Source organism: Ruegeria sp. D1(2025) (assembly GCF_056536425.1).
Genome location: NZ_JBQFPO010000001.1, coordinates 356,275 through 377,460, shown reverse-complemented (window position 1 = coordinate 377,460; position 21,186 = coordinate 356,275). Strand labels below are relative to the sequence as shown.

Genomic DNA, 21,186 nt, shown 5'->3' with positions numbered 1-21,186 from the left:
GAGCCCGGCATGAATCTGCCTCCGACAGTTACAGAACGCGCTTTTGATCGCCTCGCCGAAATCGGCGCAGCAGATCAGGGTCAGGCCCTGCGCGTTGCAGTGGAAGGCGGCGGATGTTCCGGTTTTCAATACGAAATCGCGCTGGATATCCCGAAAGAGGATGACCTTGTTCTGGAAGGAAAAGGCCAGAAGGTCATTGTGGACTCGGTCTCGTTGCCGTTTCTTGAAAATGCGGTGATCGATTTCTCGCAGGAACTGATCGGGGCGCGGTTTGTGATTGATAATCCCAATGCCACGTCCTCCTGTGGCTGCGGCACATCTTTCTCAATGTAGCGACTCAAATGGGGGCTCTACCCCACCCCGGGAAAGACCCGACTCCCCCAAGGCGTTTACAGACAAAAGAAGCATGGTCCCTGCTCTGCTTCTGTCTTAAGAACCTCGAACGGCGAGGCCGAGCCTCGCAAATCCGCCCATGATCTTGCCGCAGGGCCTTTTCTGGGCGATAGGTTGCCCAAAGCCACGGAGGACCGCGCATGAAAATCGCCACATTCAACATCAATGGCATCAAGGCGCGGGCCGAGGCGCTGCCCCGCTGGCTGGACGATGCGCAACCGGATGTGGTGCTTCTTCAGGAAATCAAATCGGTAGACGAGAATTTCCCACGGGAAATGTTCGAAGATCGGGGATACAACGTCGAGACCCACGGCCAGAAAAGTTTCAACGGCGTGGCCATCCTGTCCAAGTTGCCGCTTGAGGACGTGACCCGCGGATTGCCGGGCGATGATGCGGATGAACAGGCACGCTGGATCGAGGCGACTGTCGTCGGCAAAAAGGCTCTGCGCATTTGCGGTTTGTATCTGCCGAACGGCAATCCCGTTCCGGGACCGAAATACGACTACAAACTGGCGTGGATGGACCGGCTTTATGAGCGGGCCAAAGATCTGCTGGCCAGTGAAGAGCCCGCCTTTATGGCCGGTGACTACAACATCATCCCTCAGGCCGAAGATGCCAAACGCCCGGACGCCTGGCGCGAGGACGCCTTGTTTCGCCCGGAAAGCCGTGCAGCGTTTCGTAAAATCCTGAACCTTGGGTTTACCGAGGCCTTTCGGGCACGCACGCAGGGGCCGGGCCACTATTCATTCTGGGACTATCAGGCCGGGGCCTGGAACAAGAATGACGGTATTCGCATTGACCATTTTCTGCTGACCCCTCAGGCGGCCGACCTGATGCGGGATTGCCGGATCGATGCCGAGGTTCGCGGACAGGAAAAACCATCCGACCACGTTCCGGTCTGGGTCGATTTCGATCTGTAAGTCGTCACGCCGTGGCGTCGTAGCTGTAAATCCACTCATACCGCCGCCCCAGTCGCGGCCCCATCGCGGTCAGTGCCATCTGTGCTGCTACGCGCATCGGCCCGCGCAGATGAAAGTTGCGCGCATTGGCCGTTGCCGTTTCGACTACCTGTCTGGCGCGCGCAGCGCGCGCGGTTTCATAATTGCCAAGCGCATCCGCCAGACTGTCGGCCTGAAACGAACGCGCCAGTATCAGTGCATCTTCCAGTGCGAGACAGGCGCCCTGCGCCATGAACGGAAGCGTCGGATGGGCGGCATCCCCCAGCAAGGCAATGCGTCCATTCTGCCATTTCCGTGCAACCGGCCGAAGGTGAAGCGCCCAGACAAAAGTCTCTTGCACTTCGCCCAGAATCTCACGCACTTTTCCGCCAAAATCCGAGAACCGTTGGCGCAATTCCTCCGGATCACCCGCAAGGCGCCAGTCTTCCTGTTGCCAGTCTGATCGTTCCTCGATCGCGACAATGTTCATAAGGCTCTGATCCCGCAGGGGATAAGTCACGACATGCTGCCCCGGCCCCATCGTCAAATGCGCCTTGGGTGCGCTCAGCTCGACACTCCAGGGGATTGTCGCGCGCCAGGCAATCTGATGGGAAAAACCTGGTATCTCTTCTCCGTTCAGATAGGGACGAATGGCGCTGCGGCCGCCATCTGCCGCGATCAGACAATCGACCGTCAGCAGATCACCGTTTGCCATCCGGATCTCGACATTGTCGTCGTCTTCCCGGATGTCCTGAACTTGGCTGTTCAAACGGATTTCCACGCCAGCCGCCTGGGCGGAGTTCAGCAGCAATTCAATCAGGTCCGCCCGGTGATAGTAATAAGTGGGACCTGCCGAAGGTTCCCGTATTCGGCTGATGAAGCGGCCGGTTTTGTAATCACGCAAAACCGTTCCATAGGACCGCTGGCCAGATTCGATGGCGCCACTCACCGCACCCAATGCTTTCAGCACCACCATGCCGTTGGCACTGATCTGCAACCCGGCCCCGACCTCGCTCATGTCACTGGCCTGTTCAAGGACCACCACATCAGCCCCGGTCTGACGCAACGCGGAGGCGGCGGCAAGGCCGCCGATTCCCGCACCCACAACCGCGATTTTCAAACCCTGAGTATTCATGAATCAGACTTACCGCACAAAAAACGCCGGAGCCAATGGCCCCGGCGTTTTTGAATTGCAATATTCCGGCGGTTAATCGTCGCGGTGGACTTTTTCGCGGCGCTCGTGACGCTCTTGCGCCTCAAGCGTCATGGTCGCAATCGGACGCGCATCCAGTCGCTTAAGCGAGATCGGATCGCCCGTCATCTCGCAATACCCGTACTCGCCTTCGTCAATCCGGCGCAGTGCCGAGTCGATCTTAGCCACCAGCTTGCGCTGACGATCACGGGTACGCAGTTCCAGCGCGCGGTCGGTTTCCTCGCTTGCGCGGTCGGCGACATCAGGGATGTTACGCGTGTTGCCCTGCAACCCTTCGATGGTATCGCGGCTGCCTGCTAAAAGTTCATTCTTCCAATCGGTCAGCTTGCGTCGAAAATATTCAAGCTGGCGGTCGTTCATGAACGGTTCATCTTCGGCCGGTCGATAATCTTCCGGCAGAAAAACTTCCTGTTTCATTTGTGCTCCCTCGGTACGGCCAGAAACGTCGGTCGCGGTCGTTTCACCTGACATTTGGCACCCCCTCTGCGCAGCATTTATCCGACGGCGCAGGGAATGTCACTACACAAAACCCGGACTGCTGCGCCGCCATCATGTCAGTATCTAATAATGATACTTTGCAAGGGAAAACCTTGTTTTTCTGTGGAGTTTTCCGGGCCTTTTCCGGGCAGTTTGTTAACAGCGCAACTTTAGGATGAGGGCGAATCAATTCCCAGGCCTTCCCGGGCTGCAATTTTGCCTGCACGGACGCAGCGGCGCGGGTTGTCAAACCCGCCCGCCCTCTGTACCCCAAGGGGCGCAAATTCCGCCCATGACGGGCACGATACGACACGGGGGCCCAATGACCACACGTTTCCAAGGTACAGCCGAATATGTTGCCACAGACGACCTCAATATCGCCGTCAATGCCGCTGTGACCCTTGAACGCCCGTTGCTGGTCAAAGGTGAACCCGGTACTGGCAAGACCGAACTGGCCAAGCAGGTGGCCGGTGCTCTGGGTCTGAGAATGATCGAATGGAACATAAAGTCGACCACGCGCGCGCAACAGGGTCTGTATGAATACGATGCTGTCAGCCGCCTGCGCGACAGCCAGCTGGGCGAAGAGCGCGTGCACGACGTGTCGAACTACATCCGCAAGGGCAAGCTGTGGCAGGCATTCGAGACGGACGAAAAGGTCGTTCTGCTGATCGATGAGATCGACAAGGCCGATATCGAGTTTCCAAACGACCTGCTGCAGGAGCTCGACAAGATGGAGTTCCATGTCTACGAGACCGGAGAGACCATCCGCGCCAAAAACCGGCCGATCGTAATCATTACCTCGAACAACGAAAAAGAACTGCCCGACGCATTCCTGCGCCGCTGCTTCTTCCACTACATCCGCTTTCCGGATGAGGCCACGATGCGCCGGATCGTCGACGTGCACCACCCAGGCATCAAGGACGCGCTGCTGACCACGGCCCTGACCCAGTTCTACGAAATCCGCGAAACTCAGGGGTTGAAGAAAAAACCTTCGACCTCGGAGGTGCTGGACTGGCTCAAGCTGCTTCTGGCCGAGGATCTGACAGCCGAAGACCTGAAGCGTGATGGTGTCAACGCTCTGCCCAAGCTGCATGGCGCACTGCTTAAGAACGAACAGGACGTGCATTTGTTCGAACGCCTTGCTTTCATGGCGCGCAGCAAGCGGTAATTCCGCCGATATGGCTGAACATCGGGTGATCGCGGGTTGCCATGGGTCCGACCGGATGTCAGCATAACTCCGGCCAGCCCCGGCGCATCGCGCCCCGAGACCGACATGAATTGACAGGATCTGCAACAGATGCCCGACGCCCCAACAGTTCGCCCCTTGCGTAACGAGGACCGGGATCAGTGGTCCGACATGTGGCGCGACTACCTGGCGTTCTACGAAACATCGGTTCCGGACGACGTCTATGACACGACCTTTTCCCGTCTTCTGGGAGATGACCCAAGTGATTTTTCCTGTTTCGTTGCCGAACTGGACGGGCAACTGATCGGGCTGACTCATTTCCTGTTTCACCGCCACGCCTGGAAGGTTGAAAAGGTTTGCTATCTGCAGGATCTGTTCACATGCCCCGAAGCGCGCGGCACGGGTGTCGGGCGGGCACTAATCCAGGCGGTCTATGACGAGGCGGATCGCCAAGGTGCGCCGTCAGTCTACTGGTTGACCCAGGATTTCAATCATACTGCCCGAAAACTTTACGACCGCATTGGAACGCAAACTCCGTTTATCAGGTATCAGCGCCCATGATGCGATGGGGTGCTCTTTGTCTGGCGGCCGTATTGGCAGGCTGTGCGTCTGTCAAAACGACGGAGCCCCCGACCCGGGTGCAAGCGGTGGAAACCGTGCTGCCCCCGGCAAAGATGTTCACAAGATCTTATCCGATGCCGCCCGCGCGCTCGAACGGAAACATCGCTGCTGATTTTATGTCGCTGCATTTCGCACTGGAATCCGGCGCGGTTCTGCCGGTGTTCACGCGCTTTGAAGGTCCGGTCACTGTCCGGTTGACCGGCACTCCGACCGCCAGCATGCAACGCGATCTGACCAGGTTGCTGACCCGCCTGCAACGTGAAGCCGGGATCGACATCCGTCAGATCACGGACCGTCAGGCCAACATTACCATCGAGGCGGTCGGTCAGAAACAAATCCACAGCATCTTGCCCAATGCCGCCTGTTTTGTGGTGCCAAACGCATCCAGTTTTGAAGAATACCGCCGCGACCGGCGTAAACGCAAAAGCAACTGGACCGAATTGCGCAAGCGCGAACGTCTGGGGATTTTCATCCCATACGACGTTAGCCCACAGGAAATGCGCGACTGCCTTCACGAGGAACTGGCGCAAGCGCTGGGGCCGCTGAATGACCTGTACCACCTGCCGGATTCGGTTTTCAACGACGACAATATCCACACCGTCCTGACCGGCTTTGACATGCTGATCCTGCGCACCGCCTACGCGCCCGAACTGCGCAACGGCATGACCCCTGAACAGGTCGCGGCCGCCCTGCCCGGAGTTCTGAGCCGCCTGAACCCACGCGGTGACAGATTGCCGAAGCAACCCGTTTCGGAAACGCCGCGCGAGTGGATTGTTGCGATACAGAAGGCGCTTGGGCCGGGTCAGGGCTCGTCCAGACAGGTCCGGGCAGCCGAGAACGCAGCGCGGATCGGAAAAGCGCGCGGCTGGACAGATCATCGCCGCGCTTACCCACACTATCTGTTGGGCCGAATGGCCCAGTTCGATGACCCGCTGGAAGCGAAACGTCAGTACGACATTGCCATGCAATATCTGATGCAGACCCCCGGCACCGAAGTTCATAGGGCGCATGTCACGACACAGACTGCAGCCTATTCGCTGGCGCAAGGCAGAGGACCGGAGGTTCTGCCTCAACTGGACAACGCGATTGATGTCATGACAAGGGCCGAAAACGCCTCGATCCTGGCCACGCTGCTGCTGTTGAAATCCGAGGCTCTCAATCAGGCCGGTCGCCCGGAACAGGCACGCGCCGTCAGGCTGGACAGTCTTGGGTGGGCAAGATACGGCTTCGGCTCGGATCTGGTAATGCGTTCCGTGACTCACGAAGTCGCCGCGACGAACGCCAACACTGAAAACAACGGATGACGGGCGAATGGTAGTGGTTCTGGGCATGGCGGTTCTGGGCGCAATTCTGGGGGCGCTGACCGCGCGAAAACGCAATGGGTCCGGGGCGGACATTGCACAATACGCCGCCGGATACGGCATCGCGTTCGCACTGGCAGGTTTGGTGATGTCCCTGATCCTGGTTCGTCTGGTAGCCTGATCCGATGTTTCTGCCCTTCTTCGAAAACCTTCGCAAAGCAGGCATTCCGGTGTCTCTGCGCGAGTATCTGACGTTTCTGGAAGGGATGGAAAAAGGGCTGGCCACCTATGATGTTGAGGCCTTCTATTACCTCGCTCGTGTGTCGATGGTGAAGGACGAACGTAACATCGACAAATTCGACCGGGCCTTTGCCGCCAGCTTCGAAGGACTGAACGAGATCAGTTTCGATCAGGTGCTGGAGGCGGTCGATATCCCCGCCGACTGGCTTGCCAAGATGGCTGAAAAGCACCTTAGTGACGAGGAAAAGGCCGAAATCGAGGCTCTGGGCGGATTTGACAAGCTGATGGAGACGCTGCGCGAGCGTCTGAAAGAGCAGCAAGGCCGCCACCAGGGTGGCAACAAGTGGATCGGCACCGCCGGAACCTCGCCGTTCGGCGCCTATGGCTACAACCCCGAAGGCGTCCGGATCGGTCAAAAGGAAAGCCGCCATCAGCGCGCGGTCAAGGTCTGGGATAAGCGTGAATTCAGAAACTTAGACGACACAGTTGAACTTGGCACCCGCAACATCAAAGTGGCACTGAAACGCCTGCGTCGCTGGGCCCGTGAAGGGGCTGCCGAAGAACTGGATCTGGACGGAACCATCCGGGCCACGGCAGAACACGGCTATCTGGATGTCAAAACCCGGCCTGAACGTCACAACGCCGTAAAAGTGCTGCTGTTTCTGGACGTGGGCGGTTCGATGGACCCGCATATCAAGGTGGTCGAGGAGCTGTTCTCGGCCGCCCGGACCGAGTTCAAACATCTTGAATACTACTATTTCCACAACTGCCTCTATGAAGGCGTCTGGCGCGACAATCGCCGTCGTTGGGATCAACAGACACCGACCCTCGAAGTGCTGCGCACCTATGGTCCGGACTACAAGTGTATCTTTGTCGGCGACGCTTCGATGAGCCCTTACGAGATCGCCTATCCCGGTGGCGCGAACGAGCATTGGAACAAAGAGGCCGGTCAGGTCTGGCTGCAACGCGCGCGCGAGCAGTGGACATCGAACCTGTGGATTAATCCGGTCCCCGAGAAATACTGGGAATACACTCACTCGATCGGAATGATCCGCGAGATTTTCGAGGATCGCATGGTGCCGATGACACTGGCTGGACTGGAGCAAGGGATGCGCGAACTGACGCGGTAACGTCAGGGGAACCGGGCGCAAGGCGCACCATGTTATGATGTACCATTCTCACCATGTCGGAGAGGTACACGAAAATGATCATTCGCATCTTTCAGGTTGTAACACGCCCTGGCAAAGAGGAAGAGTTTGGCAGGTTTTTTCATGAAACCGCTATTCCGCTTATGAAAAGCACCAGGGGAATCGTAAATGTGCTTCCCGGTGCGCCGCGGAAAGAGACACCCAGAGAATTCAGTTTTGTCATGGTCTGGGAGAGTTTGGACGCCCTGAAAGCCTTTGTCGGGGAAGATTACGCCAGCCCGCACATCGACCCCGCCGAGGCTGAACTGGTCGAAAGCAGATTGATAAAGCACTACAATCTGGTCGAAACCTGAGTTCAAATGCCCAGATCAAAACAAGCGTTCAATCCGAGAATTCAGGTTGCCCTGACCGGCCTGCACGCCCATATCTGAACTATGCTTCGTCTGACCCCGATCCTGCTGGCCATAGCCTATGCCGTCGTGATGTATCGCATCTCGGTCTGGCGCACGCATCGGGAACTGGATGCCAAATCGACCGAGCTGGCAGACCCGGCCCTGAAGCGGATGACCGACCGGCTGGCTGCCGCTTTGAATGTGGATCGGGTGCCGGTCTATATTTACGAGATTGATCCGGTTAACGGGCTGGCCTCGCCGGATGGCCGCATCTTCATCACACGCGGCTTTTACCGGAAATTCGCAAACGGAGAGGTTTCCGCCGAAGAAATGGCCAGCGTCATCGCTCATGAGCTGGGCCATGTTGCGCTTGGACATGCAAGGCGGCGGATGATCGACTTTTCCGGGCAGAACGCTTTGCGCGCAGCGCTGATGCTGCTGCTGAACCGGTTCATTCCCTTCATCGGTGCATGGATTGCCAATATGCTGACGCATCTGCTGGCATCGCGACTGTCGCGTGGCGATGAGTATGAAGCGGATGAGTATGCCGCTGCGCTTCTGACCAAGGCAGGGATCGGAATTGGCCCGCAGAAATCACTGTTTCACAAGCTGGAAGGCCTGACCCAGCAGCGCGCCGGTGTCGTTCCGGCCTGGTTGATGAGTCACCCGAAGACGGATGAGCGGATTGCGGCGCTGGAAGTCCTTGAACAGCGTTGGGGATCAAACGGTTAGGGTCGGAACTTGGGGGCGCCGCCCCTTTCGCTCTCCGAGCGATTCTCAAACAGAAGTCGTATGCAGCGCTTTGCCCAGACGCGGCAGGCGGGCTTTTTTCATGAGCGCGCGCATGGTCCATTGATCGCCGGACAGACGGTTGGCTTCGGCCAGAACGCGCGCGGCGTTTTGGGCCATTCCGTTGGGGTCGGTAGTCCAGAAACCATGCAGAAAGGTATCGGGGTCGATCCGTTCAAGGCCCTCTTCGGCCAGAAGGTTTCTGGGAAAATCCTTGGCGTTTACCGTGACAATCACATCAGCGGAACTGGCGACTGCAGTTGCCAGCACGTGGATGTCCGCAGCATCAGGCAGCCACAGTCGGTTTTCGATGCCTGGGGCCGCTGACTTTGCTGCGCCCGGCCATTGCGTCTGTGTCAGAGCGATTTCGGCGCGGGCCTGCATTTCACCGTCGGGACCCAGCTTGCGCGCGGCACGGGCCCATTCCTCAAGGATACGATCCGACCAGACAGGTGTGAAATGGCCCAGACGGGCCGCGCCCAGCAGCATCTCTCGCATCACCGTGGGGTAGATGACGCAGGTGTCCAGAACCGCCTTCACAACCGGAAGAAAACCGCTTTGAGGTAGCCGCTTTCGGCCAGTTGCGGCAGCTGCGGGTGGTCGGAACCGGCGAAACCTGTGTGGATCAGTTGTGCCTGCCGCCCGGCCCGCCCGATCCCGCGGGCGGATGCGTCCCTGAAGCGGCCCAGATCCGCCGCGTGGGAACAGGAGCACAAGCCCAGATACCCGCCGGGTTTGACCAGCGGGGCGGCCAGACGCGCAATACGTTCATAAGCCCGCAAACCTGCATCAAGCGCTTGTTTCGAAGGTGCAAATGCCGGGGGGTCGCAGACCACAACGTCAAAGCGGGCCCCTTCTTCGCCCAGCTGGGTCAAAACATCGAACGCATCACCCTGCCGGGTGCTGAAGCGGTCCAAAAAGCCGGAGGCCGCGGCCCCCTTGGTCGCCAGATCCAGCGCTGCTGCAGATCCATCCACGGATAGCGCACCAGCAGCGCCGCCCGCCAACATCGCCAGACCGAAGCCGCCCACATGGCTGAACACGTCCAGTACCTGAGCACCCGGATGCACCAGTCTGGCGGCAAAGGCGTGATTTGGGCGTTGATCGTAGAACAGACCGGTTTTCTGGCCGCCCGTCAGATCGGCCATGTAGGTCGCGCCATTCATCGGAACGGGCAACGGAGAATCCGGGGCCGGACCGCGCAGGGTCATGTTCACATCATCCAGCCCTTCCAGCCCGCGCGTCCGGCCTGAGGCATTCTTGAGCACCGTGGAAACCCCGGTCACCTTGACCAGCGCATCCGTCAGCCTGTCCAGATGGGCTTCGGCCCAAGCGGCGTTAGGCTGGATCACGCAGGCGTCACCAAAACGATCGATGATGACGCCTGGGAATCCGTCGGCCTCGGCATGCACGAGGCGATAATAGGGTGCGTCGAACAAACGCTCGCGCATCTCCAGCGCCCGTGTCAGGCGGGTTTCAAACCACGCTGCATCAAGCTGCGCGCTCAGATCGCGATCGAGAACGCGGCACATGATTTTTGAATCCGGGTTGACCGCCACTAGTGCGATCGGCGCCCGTTTGTCGTCTTCCAGAACGGCAAGCGCGCCTGCTGCGATCTTGCGCGTGCGGCGGTCGGTGACGATGTCGTTGGCATAAACCCAAGGAAAACCATGGCGCAGACCGCGCGCGTTGGCTTTGGGTTTCAGACGGATGGAAGGGCGATCTGTTTCAGCAGGCTGGGTCATAACGCCCTCTTAGTGGCGAACGCGGGCCTGCGAAACCCCTTGTTTACCTGTCGCGCCCGCGCCAGCCGCCGCGCCGTTTTGGAGCCTGAGCGGTTTGCAGCCCCTCACTCAGCACCTGCGTCATAGGATGTTTAGCATTTTCAGTTGCATAAGCCGCGTGCAACTCGGTCAGGGCCTGCGTCTGATCACGATCCGCAGGCAAGCTGAGCGCCCAGTCCAGAAAGATACTGCGGCATTCGGGCAAAGTGATGCCGTCTATGCGATAGGCTTCGAGTATCAGACCCTTGTGATCGTTTGGATCAGAGTTTCGGCCCATCGTCTTCCCCTTGCATCACCATCCCGATCAGCCGGGCGGCCGTATCGTAGCTTTCCTGCAGCGCGTTCTGCAACTGGCTGACCTGGTCAAATCCGGTGGCCCGGCAAAGGAAGGCGGTGCCGCCTTCGCCGATCTGATCTGCCTCGATCACTTTGCCCGACAGCAGTCGCGCAGCGCATTGTACCGACCAGCATAGGTCGTAACAGTCCTTCAGGGATTGTGCCTGCGCGACATCCAGCAACCCGGCAGCGACCGCGCCATCCAGCCCGGAATGCACGTCGCGTTGGGGAATGCCGGCCAGCAACGCTCCGGTTTCGGCCATCAGTTCGATATCCATCATCCGCCCCGGGCCGTTCTTGGCATCCCAGATACCAGCAGGCGATTTTGCGGCGGCAAGCCGTTCCCGCATTTCGGCGACCTCCCGCAAGATCTTGTCCCGGTCGCGCGGCTGCGCCATGAAATCTGCGCGGAAGGTTTCGATCGCATCGCCAAGGTCCGGGTCACCGCCCACGACGCGGGCACGGGTCAGCGCCAGATGTTCCCACACCCAGGCCTCATTTTTCTGGTAATTGGTAAAACTGGCCCAGCTTGTAGCCACCGGACCCTGATTGCCGGAGGGGCGCAGGCGCATGTCGACCTCGTAAAGCCGTCCTTGCGACATCGGTGCAGACAAGGCGGTGATCAGGGCTTGTGTAAGTCGGGCAAAATACGGACGCGTGCCCAACGGACGCGGCCCGTCCGACATATCCTGATCCAGCGGATCATAGATGACAATCATGTCCAGATCGGATTGCGAGTTGATCTGCCCCGCCCCCAGCGATCCCATGCCCAACACCACGGCCCCGCGCCCCGGCGCCGGGCCATGTTTGCGGGCAAACTGCTCGGCCACGCAGGGCAGGATTGCGGCGATCACGGCATGAGCCAGTTCGGCGTATTGCCGCCCGGCCTCTACACCGTCAATCAATCCGCGCAGGTGGTGTACACCGATGCGGAAATGCCATTCCTTGCACCAGCGCCGTGCCAGATCCAGCCGGGATTCATAATCGTCCTCACCAGACAACGCCTGCGTCAACTCAGCCTCAAGCGCGGCCTGCCCGGGCCAATCGGCAAAGAAACTGCCGCCTATGACGGCATCAAAAACCGATGCGTTGCGCGACAGATGCGTGGCCAGCGCGTGTGAAGTGCCAACAATATCGATCAGCAGGTCGATCAGTTGCGGGTTGGCTTCGAACAGGGAAAACAGCTGCACCCCGGCGGGCAATCCGGCCAGAAACCCGTCAAGTGCCTGCAACGCCTCGTCGGGCTGGGCTGTCTTGGCCAGGCGCGAGAGCAATTCGGGCTTCAGGCGTTCGAATATCCGTGCGCCGCGCTGCGAGCGCAAAGCGGGGTAAGTCGGCCAGCGGGCCAAAACGTTCTTGTCAAATTCTACGCTTTCTACCGAGGTCGGCCGTGGGCCATGCCCCGGGGCGAAAAATCCTTCGGTCAGTTCATGTACTTCGGTCAGCCTGCGGGTCAGGTCCGATTGCAACGCGGCGCTGCTGATCCCCATCAGGCAGGCGACGCGTTCAATTCCGTCTTCGGATTTCGGAAGCTTGTGGGTCTGGGCGTCGTGAACCATCTGGATGCGGTGCTCAACCTCGCGATGGGCGCGGTAGTGATCGCTGAGCTTTTCTGAAACGTCCTGCGGCACCCACCCCTTGTTCGCCAGCGCCGCCAACCCCGGAACCGTTGCGCGCAACCGAAGATCCGGGTCACGGCCACCCGCAATCAACTGGCGTGTCTGGGTAAAGAACTCGATTTCCCGAATGCCACCCTGCCCCAGTTTCATGTCATGGCCGGGGATGGTCAGCGTGCCGCCGGTCCCTTTGTTTTCACGAATGCGCAGCCGCATGTCGTGGGCGTCCTGAATCGCTGCAAAGTCCAGATGGCGGCGCCAGACAAAGGGGCGCAGCGCGTCAAGAAACCTGTCTCCGGCGGCAATATCGCCCGCGCAGGGGCGCGCCTTGATATAGGCGGCGCGTTCCCATGTGCGACCCAGGCTTTCATAGTACCGTTCCGCCGCTTCCATCGCCATGCAGACCGGTGTTACGGCCGGGTCGGGACGCAGGCGCAGATCGGTGCGGAAGACATAGCCATCAGCGGTTTTCTCGCTCAGCGTGGCGCAGAAATTGCGGGTCGCGCGCACCATGCTTTGCCGCGCGTCATAGAAATCATCCGGTTCGAAACGTGTCTCGTCGAACAAGACGATCAGATCGATGTCCGAACTGTAATTCAGTTCGTGCGCACCCATCTTGCCCATAGCCAGGATGACCATTCCCGCAGCGTTTACAACATCTTCCTCGGTCATTCCCGGCAGTTTACCGCGTCTGATCAGAGCCGCGATTTCCGCCTTGGCGGCGACATCCGCTGCCAGCGCACCAAAATCGGTCAGCGCTGCGGTCACTTTTTCCAGAGGCCAGGCCCCGGACAGATCAGCAAGCGCAGTCAGCAAGGCCACGCGCCGCTTGGCCTGCCGCAGCCCCGGTTTCAACTGATCCGGCGGCAAAGCACGGGCGGTATCCATCACATCTGCCAGCGCCTGATCAGGGTGGCGCAATGCGCCCGACAGCCATTCGGCCTCTCGTTCAACAAGGCTTTTCAGATAGGGGCTGGAACCGGCTGTTCCGGCGATCAGATCACCTTGTTCGCTGGTCAGATCGGGCACCAACGCCCGCGTCTCGGCCCCCAAAACGGGATCATAGGCAAGCGGTGCGCGAATAATGGCAAGTGCATCTGTCATGCGCGCAGGTTGCGCATCACCGTTGAGCAACGTCAATGAGACAATCCGGTCACTCTCCGGTCAAAGGCGTGTCCTGACTGAAACTGTTCACCCAAACGCCGTGCCGCCTTTCCCAAAGAGATGAAATCAACATCGCCTCTTTCATCTTCGAATTCGGGCGCGTGTAGTCAGCGCGATAACTCAGCAATACGATGTCCTCCGTCAAAACCCGGAGCCTCGCATCGCCGAGTTCAAAACTGGCCATCGTCGGCGCATCCGCGAACTGCCCGACATGAGCGTCACGGTTCGCAAAGCCCGTTGGGTATACGCCTAAGAAATCCGGGCTCAGCAAGGCCCGGTCAGCCGTCGCGTCCCCCTCGACCAGCGCCGTCCAGACCTGGCGTTCAAGCGAAAGGATTTCTTCCAATGTCGGGGCGGATTTGTATTCGCGGTCATCCATAGCCGGAACCTGCGCGCGTGACGCCCCTGCGTCAACCGCAGTTGAGGAAATTGCCAAAATGTAAATCTTTTTCACATTACCCCTTGCAACCCGGTTTTACCGCTCCCATCTTGGTGATGTGAAGACGATTTACATCAACCCCGGAGACCTGAAATGACCGCATTGTCCGACCACGCCACTCCCCAACACCCGGGATGGCTGCACCGTTCCGAGGCCTGGCTTGACGACAAAGGCAAAGGCGCCTGGATCGCCGTCATGGTGCTTGGTTTCATCATTTTCTGGCCGATTGGCCTGGCCCTTCTGGCCTACATGATCTGGAGCAAACGTATGTTCAGCAAATCCTGCAGCCGCCGCAAAACCTGGCACAGCCACATGAGCGCCATGAAACCTTCGGGCAACAGCGCATTTGACGCCTACAAGGCCGACACGCTGGCCCGACTGGAGCGTGAACAGGCAGATTTCGAAGCATTTCTGCATCGCCTGCGCGAAGCCAAGGACAAGGCCGAATTCGACCAGTTCATGGATGAACGCGCCCGCGAAAACCATGATGAGCCGGAAAACGGCGAGCGCGCCTGATCCAGCCTTGCCCTGTCCCGTCATTCGGGACAGGGTACACCTGCATAACCTCCCGGAATTCCTTTGATGACCCACCTGCCCGATCCCGACCGCCAGCCTGAATTCTATCAGTCCGTGGCGACCAAACGCTTTGTCGCATGGCTTTTCGACATCGCCTTCATCTCGCTTCTTTGCATCGTCCCGGTCTTCCTGACATTTGGAATGGGCGTTTTCTTCCTGCCCCTGATCTACGGGGTCATCAGCTTTGTGTACCGGGTTGTCACCATCTCTAACGGATCCGCGACGCTGGGAATGCGCTTCATGAACATTGAATTGCGCGATGCCTTCGGTGCACGGATGGATACCGGCAAAGCACTGGCCCATACCGCCGGCTATTTTGTCAGCATGGCATTCTTCGTGATCCAGATCATCTCTGTCATCATGATGCTGACCAGTTCCCGCTGCCAGGGGCTGACCGACGCGTTCCTTGGAACCGTCATGATCAACCAGCGGGCATAAAAGAACCGACGCCTTGAATCACTTGGCGGCTCGCGGAACCGTTGCTATCATCGCGTTGCGGGAAACACGGGACTTTCATGCGACACACGCTGCCAATAGCGCCACAATTCTATGTGACGGCACCACAGCCCTGTCCTTATCTTGAGGGCAGGATGGAGCGTAAATTGTTCACCGCCCTTCAGGGTGATGGCGCGGATCAGTTGAATAACTCGTTGTCCCAACAGGGTTTTCGCCGCTCTCAGAATGTACTCTACCGCCCATCCTGCACGGACTGCGCCGCCTGCCTGTCCGCCCGGATCGACGTGTCGGCCTTTCAACCCAACAAAAGCCAGAGACGCGCCGCAAAACGCAATGAGGGTCTGGAGCGCCGCGCCAATTCCCCCTGGGCGACGGACGAACAGTACGAGCTGTTTCGCCGCTATCTCGATACCCGCCACGCCGATGGCGGTATGGCGGACATGGACGTTTTCGAGTTCGCCGCCATGATCGAGGAAACGCCGATCCGCAGTCGCGTGGTTGAATATGCTGACCCCAAAACCGGCGATCTGATCGCTGTCAGCCTGACAGATGTGCTCGATGACGGGCTCAGCATGGTCTATTCCTTTTACGATCCCGCCCAACCGTCCAACTCGCTTGGCACCTACATGATCCTCGATCATATCGATATCGCGCGCGAGGCCGGCCTGCCTTACGTGTACCTGGGCTACTGGGTTCCGGGCAGTCCCAAAATGGGATACAAGGCCCGGTTCTCGGGTCTGGAAGCGTATATTCAAAACGAATGGAAACCTATCCGGGATCCTGATGGCCTGCCTGACGCGCAGCATCATCCATTGTCTACAGCTCCGATTGCGGAACAAGTCGCCAATATCCAGCTGCCTGACCGCCACCCGACCAAAGGCTGAACAGCATCCATGCGCCAAAACCTGCACGCCGTCACGCTGGTGGTTCCGGATTATGACGAGGCGATTGCTTTCTATACCGAAACACTGAATTTTGCGCTGTTGCAGGATATTGCGCTTGGCGAAGGCAAGCGATGGGTTCGTGTTGCGCCACCGGGTTCCGGAGGCGCATCGCTTTTGCTCGCACAGGCTGACGGTCCCGACCAAAAGGCCGCCATCGGCAATCAAACAGGCGGCCGTGTCGGCTTCTTCTTGGAAACCGACAATTTCCGACGGGACCACGCCGCAATGCGTGGAAACGGTGTCCATTTCGAAGAGGACCCGCGCCACGAACCCTATGGCACCGTCGCCGTCTGGTGCGATCCGTTCGGCAATCGCTGGGACCTGATCCAGTTCACCTGATCCGTATCTTCATCTGGCTGAAAATATCCCGGGGATGAACTGGCCAAAGGCCAGGAAGGGGCTGGCCCCTTCCTACCAAGTTCAAAGCAAAGGGGGCCCGAAAGCCCCCTTTTCATTTTGTCAGTCTTTGATCAATTCGGGATCAGATCCGGCACAATGGTTACAATCGATGGGAAGAACCACAGGATTCCGATGCCCACGACCTGAATCAGGACAAACGGTACGATCCCACGATAGATATGACCTGTTGTCACCTCTTTAGGCGCAACGCCCCTCAGGTAGAACAGCGCAAACCCAAATGGCGGTGTCAGGAACGAGGTCTGCAGGTTCACCGCCACCATGATCGTCACCCATTTCGGATCGAACGACCCGCCATAGATCACCGGGCCCACGATCGGGATCACGATGTAGATGATTTCCAGGAAATCCAGCACGAACCCAAGAATGAACAGCACCAGCATCACGATCAGGAAGACCGTGAACTCGTTGTCGAAACTCTTGAGGAATTGCTGGATATAGTGCTCGCCCCCGAACGAGATCACTACCAGGTTCAGCAATTGCGAGCCGATCAGGATCGTGAACACCATCGAGGTCACTTTTGCGGTTTCCCGCACCACAGGTGTCAGAACGCCGCTGGAGAACAACACCCAGCATCCGAACAGCAACCCGAACAAGGCGAAAAGATAGGTGCCGTAGGCCAGGAAGAAGGCGACCCAGGTCTCAGCGGTGACACCGCCCTGATTGATCCTAAGGTCGAAATTCACCCCAAGCAGCAAGCAGATGATCACGGCAAAGGTCGACCAGATGATGATATTGCCCGACTGTTCCTGATCCTTCAGCTTGCGGTATGCAGCCAGCATGATCGCACCACCAGCCCCCAGCGCGGCTGCCGGTGTCGGGTTGGTCACACCACCAAGGATCGAGCCGAGAACGGCGATGATCAGAACCAGCGGCGGGAACACCACGCGGATCAGATCATTGGTCGCACAGCGCGCGGCGGCCTCCTTGCAGCCATAGATGGCCAGCGCAAATGGCAACGCCAACAGCACGAACGTGGCCCCTGACGTGGTCGTCGGCGCAACCAGCAGCACATCGACCAGCAGCATCAGCAACAAGCCAATCCCACCTACGATCAAGGGCTGCACGGGACGGGATGGCGCGATGCCGCGGCCCAGCACCAGCGTCAGGCCCAACAGTACCACGACAATCGCAACGCCGGTTCCGATTGGCGCTGCGGCAGCGATCTTGGCTTCCTGCGCGGCGGCCAGTTCTTCCTCGCTCAGCCGCTGCGCCTCGGATATACCACCGGCAGCGTCAATCGCCTCTTGCTCGGCGACGGCCTGATCCCATGCTTCCTGACCATGCAACTCGATCATCGACGCCTGGCATTCGGCCGACACGCTGGTCCGCAGTGAAGCACCCTGCCCGATATCCGAAAACCCGGAGACAGTGATATTCTGGCTTCCGATAACGCCAACACTGCTCAGCAGAAAGGCACCGGCGATCAATGCCACCGGAGCACCCAACAGCCATGTCAGACCCTCGGCGCGCGTGATTGGTTCACCGCCACCGCCGGACATCTCGACCGCGGGCGCCTTTTCCGGGTTGAGCAGAGCGTAGCCAAAGGCATAAAGCGCGTAGAGCAACGCGAGCATTATCCCCGGCAGCAATGCCGCCTGAAACAGCGTACCCACCGAAACTACAGCAGGCTCACCCAGATAGGTCAGCGCGTCGGTACATCCAGCCTCAACCGCCCGGGTTTCCTGTGCGGTGGAATACAGATCACCCGCCAGCGTGCCCAGCAGAACGATCACGATGGAGGGCGGAATGATCTGCCCCAGCGTGCCCGAGGCGGCGATCACACCGGTCGCCAGTTCCGGCGAGTAGTTGTTGCGCAGCATTGTGGGCAACGCCAGCAGACCCATGGTCACAACGGTCGCGCCCACGATACCGGTCGAGGCAGCCAGAAACGCACCCACGACCACGATCGAAACGGCCAGACCACCGGGCAGCGGACCAAAGACACGGGCCATGGTGGTCAGCAGGTCGTTCGCGATCTTCGAGCGTTCCAGGGTGATGCCCATCAGCACGAACATCAAAACGGCCAGAAGGGTTTCAATCGACTGCCCCGCCAGAACACGCTCATTCATGCGGTTCACGATGAAGGATACGTTCCGGTCCAGCGCTGTTTCCCAGCCTGCGGTAAAGACCGGTTCCGCAATCTTGGGCAAGTCCGGATATCGAAACACCGAGATCACATCAGGTTTGACACCCGAGTTCACGACGTCCCGATAGGCTTGTGAACCGGTGTCGATTGCCTGATGGATCAGCAACCCGGCGCTGTCCAGAGCCGCGATGATCCCGAACGAGATCACCCCGGCCCCACCGATGGCGAAGGCCACCGGAAAGCCGCTCAGAATGCCTCCGAAAAGGCAGAAGAATACGATAATTAGGCCTATCTCGACGCCATCAAGTCCGAATAGCATTGTCTTGGTCTCCGTCCTTAATGTGCGCCTTCGTAGGCTTCTTCACCCTCACCAAGGCTGTCCTTGTCGAGGTATTTTCCTTCGCTTTCCGGCCCTTCCACAAATTCCAGGTAAGATCGGTACAGGAATGCAATCGCGTGCAGAAACACCATTGCAGCAAAGGCAATCAGCAGAATTTTGAACAGGAAGTAGCCGTTGAAACCATTGGGGCTGAAACCGATGGTTTCGACGTTCCAGCGCATCGCGCGGGATTTCATGACCAGCCTGTCCAGCGTGTCGCTGGCCGATGGTTTCGGCACGATCAGGTGCCGCCACATAAAGTACCAGCCGTACATCCAGGTCAGCACCGCCATCGGCATCATGAACAGGACCGACCCCAGCATATCGACCACACGCTTGGCCCTGTAACTGATCCCGGCATAGATCAGGTCGACGCGCACGTGACCGCCCTGCACAAATGTGTAGGTGCAGCACAGGCACACGACCATGGCGTTATAAAGTTTAAGCTCTTCAGCATACCAACTGATGTCCATCTGGATCGGAATACCGAAACCAAATGCCATGTCCGGACGCGCGAACACGCGCTGCATGAAAACAATGACGATTTGCTGGATGACCATCAGCAGACCGGCCCAGGCAAAGAACCGGCCAGTGGTGTTGGCGAACCCTTCGAGACCGCGCACCATCCCCCACATAAAGTTCCTGAAATACAGCCCAACGGCCGTCAGAACCAGAAAGATGGTGAAAACCACAAAGAAGAACTCGACCGACCCGCCGTAGTAGACAAAGCGCATGATCGCCTCTTTGTCCGACCAGTTCAGCCAGAGCTGCGGATGCGTGATGGCGTATCCGAAATTATAGAAGGCTTCGGCAATGTTCTGAATGAACCACACCAGTCCATTCCACAGGGCGCCGAAGAACGAGATACCGTTTTCGTCCTGCATGTTGTCCCCAGGTCGCGTCAGTTGCACTTGTTATTATAGCCGGTTTGAAATCACCGTGCATGTGCAACAGGAAAGGTTCCCCCGCGTGTGCGGGGGAACCATGTGAGTGTGAGCCGGATGTTAGCCGCGGACGCGGTCGCGCTGCGAGGTGTAGACGCCCGACGACAGGTTGAGCCATGCCGAAGACGCGGTCGACGAAGCAACGGCGCTGTCGTGGATCTTCTTGAACAGCTCGTCGCTCATGTTCTCGTCCAGCACTTCCTGGCTGGCTTGGCCAAATGCATCCCAGACGCTGTCAGGGAATTCCATGACCTTGACGCCACCCGACTGCAGACGCTGCAGTGCTGCACCGTTGTTGGCCAGGAACTGCGACAGGTTCCACTGGTGACATTCGCCTGCAGCGATCTCGATGATCTTCTGCTGGGCGGGTGTCAGGCTTTCGAACACGTCGCGGTTGGTTGCCAGCGACAGGCCCGCATTCGGTTCATGGAAGCCGGCGGTGTAGTAAACCTTGGTGATTTCCTGGAAACCGGCCTTTTCGTCGGCCCACGGACCGATCCACTCGGTTCCGTCAATCGCGCCCGAGGACAGCGCCTGATACACTTCCGAACCCGGAATGTTCTGAACCGAAGCGCCCAGTTTACCCAGTGCTTTACCGCCCAGACCGGGCATGCGGAACTTCAGACCGTTGAAATCTTCGGGGCTGTTGATCTCTTTCGAGAACCAGCCGCCCGCCTGTGCACCGGTGTTACCGGCCAGGAACGACTTCAGACCAAAGATCTGACCCAGTTCGTCATGCAGCTCCATGCCGCCATCCTGGTAGTACCAGTTCACCATTTCCTGCGCGGTCATGCCGAACGGAACAGCGGTAAAGAAGGCATAGCCCGGGTGCTGACCAACGAAATAGTAGTCAGCGGCGTGGTACATGTCGGCCTGACCTGACGATACCGCGTCAAACACCTCGAACGCGCCAACCAGTTCGCCTGCAGCTTTGATGTCAACGGTCAGATTGCCATCCGACATGGCCGTGATGCTGTCGGCGCAACGCTGGGCGCTGTCGAAAACACCAGCCAGACCACGACCCCACGAAGTCACCATGGTCAGCGTGCGCTTGCCCTGCGCGTAAGCCGGTGCCGCCAGCGTGGTGGCTGCAGCTGCCGAGCCGCCCAGAGCAGATGTTTTCAGAAATGAACGACGATCCATATGAGTGTTCCTCCCCTACATATTCAAAAACCCGGCGACAGCCGGGTCAGTCGTTTTCGGTGCGCGTCAGCCTAAATGTCGTCGCGGGAATGTGAATACCAAGTACTACGTAGACGATCAGGTTTTTTTCATCTCGCCAGATCCAAATACCGTGTTTTCAGGCCCATTCCGCTGAATTTCCGCCAAATCGTTTTTCCGTCC

23 protein-coding genes are annotated in these 21,186 nt (G+C 58.7%); 13 read left to right on the top strand and 10 right to left on the bottom strand.

The window, feature by feature from the left end; translation table 11 throughout:
• Positions 1 to 9: 9 nt before the first annotated feature.
• Positions 10 to 333 (top strand): HesB/IscA family protein, encoded by a 324-nt coding sequence (locus tag ACR1XU_RS01980; protein WP_170677503.1) that lies wholly within the window; start codon positions 10 to 12, stop codon positions 331 to 333.
• Between the two features lie 200 nt (positions 334 to 533).
• A complete protein-coding gene (gene xth / locus ACR1XU_RS01975) occupies positions 534 to 1,313 on the top strand; it encodes an exodeoxyribonuclease III (protein ID WP_480905270.1) in 780 nt (259 codons plus the stop codon).
• 4 nt (positions 1,314 to 1,317) lie between these two features.
• Here xth and ACR1XU_RS01970 read toward each other — a convergent pair whose 3' ends face one another.
• Positions 1,318 to 2,466, bottom strand: a complete 1,149-nt coding sequence (locus ACR1XU_RS01970; RefSeq protein ID WP_480905268.1) for an FAD-dependent monooxygenase — start codon at positions 2,464 to 2,466, stop codon at positions 1,318 to 1,320.
• Positions 2,467 to 2,538: 72 nt separating this feature from the next.
• Positions 2,539 to 2,961: an RNA polymerase-binding protein DksA gene (gene dksA, locus ACR1XU_RS01965; RefSeq protein WP_170610471.1), complete on the bottom strand. Its 423-nt coding sequence runs from the start codon at positions 2,959 to 2,961 to the stop codon at positions 2,539 to 2,541.
• 382 nt (positions 2,962 to 3,343) lie between these two features.
• On the opposite strand from dksA, the gene ACR1XU_RS01960 reads away from it, so the two are divergent.
• From ACR1XU_RS01960 to ACR1XU_RS01930, 7 genes are all read left to right on the top strand, one after another.
• Positions 3,344 to 4,189, top strand: coding sequence for an AAA family ATPase (locus tag ACR1XU_RS01960; protein ID WP_170610468.1), 846 nt, complete (start codon positions 3,344 to 3,346; stop codon positions 4,187 to 4,189).
• A 129-nt stretch (positions 4,190 to 4,318) separates the two neighbouring features.
• Positions 4,319 to 4,768 (top strand): N-acetyltransferase family protein, encoded by a 450-nt coding sequence (locus tag ACR1XU_RS01955; RefSeq protein ID WP_480907360.1) that lies wholly within the window; start codon positions 4,319 to 4,321, stop codon positions 4,766 to 4,768.
• Entirely contained in the window at positions 4,765 to 6,132 is a 1,368-nt protein-coding gene (locus ACR1XU_RS01950) for a DUF2927 domain-containing protein (RefSeq protein WP_480907361.1), read from the top strand. Before ACR1XU_RS01955 ends, ACR1XU_RS01950 begins: the two co-directional genes overlap by 4 nt.
• Before the next feature lie 7 nt (positions 6,133 to 6,139).
• Positions 6,140 to 6,310 (top strand): hypothetical protein, encoded by a 171-nt coding sequence (locus tag ACR1XU_RS01945; RefSeq protein ID WP_170610462.1) that lies wholly within the window; start codon positions 6,140 to 6,142, stop codon positions 6,308 to 6,310.
• A gap of 4 nt (positions 6,311 to 6,314) precedes the next feature.
• Complete coding sequence (locus tag ACR1XU_RS01940; RefSeq protein ID WP_480907363.1) at positions 6,315 to 7,499, top strand: vWA domain-containing protein; 1,185 nt, start codon at positions 6,315 to 6,317, stop codon at positions 7,497 to 7,499.
• Between the two features lie 74 nt (positions 7,500 to 7,573).
• Complete coding sequence (locus ACR1XU_RS01935) at positions 7,574 to 7,870, top strand: antibiotic biosynthesis monooxygenase (RefSeq protein ID WP_170805532.1); 297 nt, start codon at positions 7,574 to 7,576, stop codon at positions 7,868 to 7,870.
• 81 nt (positions 7,871 to 7,951) lie between these two features.
• Positions 7,952 to 8,641: a M48 family metallopeptidase gene (locus tag ACR1XU_RS01930; protein WP_480907365.1), complete on the top strand. Its 690-nt coding sequence runs from the start codon at positions 7,952 to 7,954 to the stop codon at positions 8,639 to 8,641.
• Between the two features lie 45 nt (positions 8,642 to 8,686).
• On the opposite strand, the gene ACR1XU_RS01925 is transcribed toward ACR1XU_RS01930, so the two are convergent.
• From ACR1XU_RS01925 to ACR1XU_RS01905, 5 genes are read right to left on the bottom strand one after another with little or no spacing between them, the layout of a single operon-like run.
• Positions 8,687 to 9,238: an RSP_2648 family PIN domain-containing protein gene (locus ACR1XU_RS01925; protein ID WP_480907367.1), complete on the bottom strand. Its 552-nt coding sequence runs from the start codon at positions 9,236 to 9,238 to the stop codon at positions 8,687 to 8,689.
• The gene (locus ACR1XU_RS01920) at positions 9,235 to 10,443 is read right to left on the bottom strand and encodes an RSP_2647 family RNA methyltransferase (protein ID WP_480907368.1); all 1,209 of its coding nucleotides are present in this window, start codon (positions 10,441 to 10,443) and stop codon (positions 9,235 to 9,237) included. Before ACR1XU_RS01920 ends, ACR1XU_RS01925 begins: the two co-directional genes overlap by 4 nt.
• A gap of 43 nt (positions 10,444 to 10,486) precedes the next feature.
• Positions 10,487 to 10,759 (bottom strand): hypothetical protein, encoded by a 273-nt coding sequence (locus tag ACR1XU_RS01915; protein ID WP_480907370.1) that lies wholly within the window; start codon positions 10,757 to 10,759, stop codon positions 10,487 to 10,489.
• A complete protein-coding gene (locus tag ACR1XU_RS01910; protein WP_480907454.1) occupies positions 10,743 to 13,538 on the bottom strand; it encodes a [protein-PII] uridylyltransferase family protein in 2,796 nt (931 codons plus the stop codon). The genes ACR1XU_RS01915 and ACR1XU_RS01910 overlap by 17 nt, the downstream gene beginning before the upstream one ends.
• 49 nt (positions 13,539 to 13,587) lie before the next feature.
• Entirely contained in the window at positions 13,588 to 14,052 is a 465-nt protein-coding gene (locus tag ACR1XU_RS01905) for a DUF4440 domain-containing protein (RefSeq protein ID WP_480440397.1), read from the bottom strand.
• A 78-nt stretch (positions 14,053 to 14,130) separates the two neighbouring features.
• Here ACR1XU_RS01905 and ACR1XU_RS01900 point away from each other — a divergent pair, with 78 nt between their 5' ends.
• The 4 genes from ACR1XU_RS01900 to ACR1XU_RS01885 all read left to right on the top strand — a co-directional run bounded on the left by ACR1XU_RS01900 (position 14,131) and on the right by ACR1XU_RS01885 (position 16,352).
• Entirely contained in the window at positions 14,131 to 14,553 is a 423-nt protein-coding gene (locus ACR1XU_RS01900) for a DUF2852 domain-containing protein (protein ID WP_480907374.1), read from the top strand.
• A 66-nt stretch (positions 14,554 to 14,619) separates the two neighbouring features.
• Entirely contained in the window at positions 14,620 to 15,051 is a 432-nt protein-coding gene (locus ACR1XU_RS01895; protein WP_170610445.1) for an RDD family protein, read from the top strand.
• 77 nt (positions 15,052 to 15,128) lie between these two features.
• Positions 15,129 to 15,953, top strand: a complete 825-nt coding sequence (locus ACR1XU_RS01890; RefSeq protein WP_170610441.1) for an arginyltransferase — start codon at positions 15,129 to 15,131, stop codon at positions 15,951 to 15,953.
• A 9-nt stretch (positions 15,954 to 15,962) separates the two neighbouring features.
• Positions 15,963 to 16,352, top strand: coding sequence for a VOC family protein (locus ACR1XU_RS01885; RefSeq protein ID WP_480907375.1), 390 nt, complete (start codon positions 15,963 to 15,965; stop codon positions 16,350 to 16,352).
• A gap of 131 nt (positions 16,353 to 16,483) precedes the next feature.
• Here ACR1XU_RS01885 and ACR1XU_RS01880 read toward each other — a convergent pair whose 3' ends face one another.
• From ACR1XU_RS01880 to ACR1XU_RS01870, 3 genes are all read right to left on the bottom strand, one after another.
• The gene (locus ACR1XU_RS01880) at positions 16,484 to 18,838 is read right to left on the bottom strand and encodes a TRAP transporter large permease subunit (RefSeq protein WP_480907377.1); all 2,355 of its coding nucleotides are present in this window, start codon (positions 18,836 to 18,838) and stop codon (positions 16,484 to 16,486) included.
• A gap of 17 nt (positions 18,839 to 18,855) precedes the next feature.
• On the bottom strand, positions 18,856 to 19,782 hold the full coding sequence (locus tag ACR1XU_RS01875; protein WP_170610432.1) for a TRAP transporter small permease subunit: 927 nt from the start codon (positions 19,780 to 19,782) through the stop codon (positions 18,856 to 18,858).
• A gap of 120 nt (positions 19,783 to 19,902) precedes the next feature.
• Positions 19,903 to 20,985, bottom strand: coding sequence for a TRAP transporter substrate-binding protein (locus ACR1XU_RS01870; RefSeq protein WP_170610429.1), 1,083 nt, complete (start codon positions 20,983 to 20,985; stop codon positions 19,903 to 19,905).
• Positions 20,986 to 21,186 lie beyond the last annotated feature (201 nt).

Excerpts from the sequence above, each read along its gene's own strand:
- ACR1XU_RS01910 (WP_480907454.1), bottom strand. The coding sequence starts at position 13,538 with ATGACAGATGCACTTGCCATTATTCGCGCACCGCTTGCCTATGATCCC.
- ACR1XU_RS01940 (WP_480907363.1), top strand. The coding sequence starts at position 6,315 with ATGTTTCTGCCCTTCTTCGAAAACCTTCGCAAAGCAGGCATTCCGGTG.
- dksA (WP_170610471.1), bottom strand. The coding sequence starts at position 2,961 with ATGAAACAGGAAGTTTTTCTGCCGGAAGATTATCGACCGGCCGAAGAT.
- ACR1XU_RS01950 (WP_480907361.1), top strand. The coding sequence starts at position 4,765 with ATGATGCGATGGGGTGCTCTTTGTCTGGCGGCCGTATTGGCAGGCTGT.
- ACR1XU_RS01945 (WP_170610462.1), top strand. The coding sequence starts at position 6,140 with ATGGTAGTGGTTCTGGGCATGGCGGTTCTGGGCGCAATTCTGGGGGCG.
- ACR1XU_RS01920 (WP_480907368.1), bottom strand. The coding sequence starts at position 10,443 with ATGACCCAGCCTGCTGAAACAGATCGCCCTTCCATCCGTCTGAAACCC.
- ACR1XU_RS01880 (WP_480907377.1), bottom strand. The coding sequence starts at position 18,838 with ATGCTATTCGGACTTGATGGCGTCGAGATAGGCCTAATTATCGTATTC.
- ACR1XU_RS01980 (WP_170677503.1), top strand. The coding sequence starts at position 10 with ATGAATCTGCCTCCGACAGTTACAGAACGCGCTTTTGATCGCCTCGCC.
- ACR1XU_RS01960 (WP_170610468.1), top strand. The coding sequence starts at position 3,344 with ATGACCACACGTTTCCAAGGTACAGCCGAATATGTTGCCACAGACGAC.
- ACR1XU_RS01930 (WP_480907365.1), top strand. The coding sequence starts at position 7,952 with ATGCTTCGTCTGACCCCGATCCTGCTGGCCATAGCCTATGCCGTCGTG.
- ACR1XU_RS01935 (WP_170805532.1), top strand. The coding sequence starts at position 7,574 with ATGATCATTCGCATCTTTCAGGTTGTAACACGCCCTGGCAAAGAGGAA.
- ACR1XU_RS01890 (WP_170610441.1), top strand. The coding sequence starts at position 15,129 with ATGCGACACACGCTGCCAATAGCGCCACAATTCTATGTGACGGCACCA.
- ACR1XU_RS01895 (WP_170610445.1), top strand. The coding sequence starts at position 14,620 with ATGACCCACCTGCCCGATCCCGACCGCCAGCCTGAATTCTATCAGTCC.
- ACR1XU_RS01900 (WP_480907374.1), top strand. The coding sequence starts at position 14,131 with ATGACCGCATTGTCCGACCACGCCACTCCCCAACACCCGGGATGGCTG.
- ACR1XU_RS01955 (WP_480907360.1), top strand. The coding sequence starts at position 4,319 with ATGCCCGACGCCCCAACAGTTCGCCCCTTGCGTAACGAGGACCGGGAT.
- ACR1XU_RS01885 (WP_480907375.1), top strand. The coding sequence starts at position 15,963 with ATGCGCCAAAACCTGCACGCCGTCACGCTGGTGGTTCCGGATTATGAC.
- ACR1XU_RS01915 (WP_480907370.1), bottom strand. The coding sequence starts at position 10,759 with ATGGGCCGAAACTCTGATCCAAACGATCACAAGGGTCTGATACTCGAA.
- xth (WP_480905270.1), top strand. The coding sequence starts at position 534 with ATGAAAATCGCCACATTCAACATCAATGGCATCAAGGCGCGGGCCGAG.
- ACR1XU_RS01870 (WP_170610429.1), bottom strand. The coding sequence starts at position 20,985 with ATGGATCGTCGTTCATTTCTGAAAACATCTGCTCTGGGCGGCTCGGCA.
- ACR1XU_RS01875 (WP_170610432.1), bottom strand. The coding sequence starts at position 19,782 with ATGCAGGACGAAAACGGTATCTCGTTCTTCGGCGCCCTGTGGAATGGA.
- ACR1XU_RS01970 (WP_480905268.1), bottom strand. The coding sequence starts at position 2,466 with ATGAATACTCAGGGTTTGAAAATCGCGGTTGTGGGTGCGGGAATCGGC.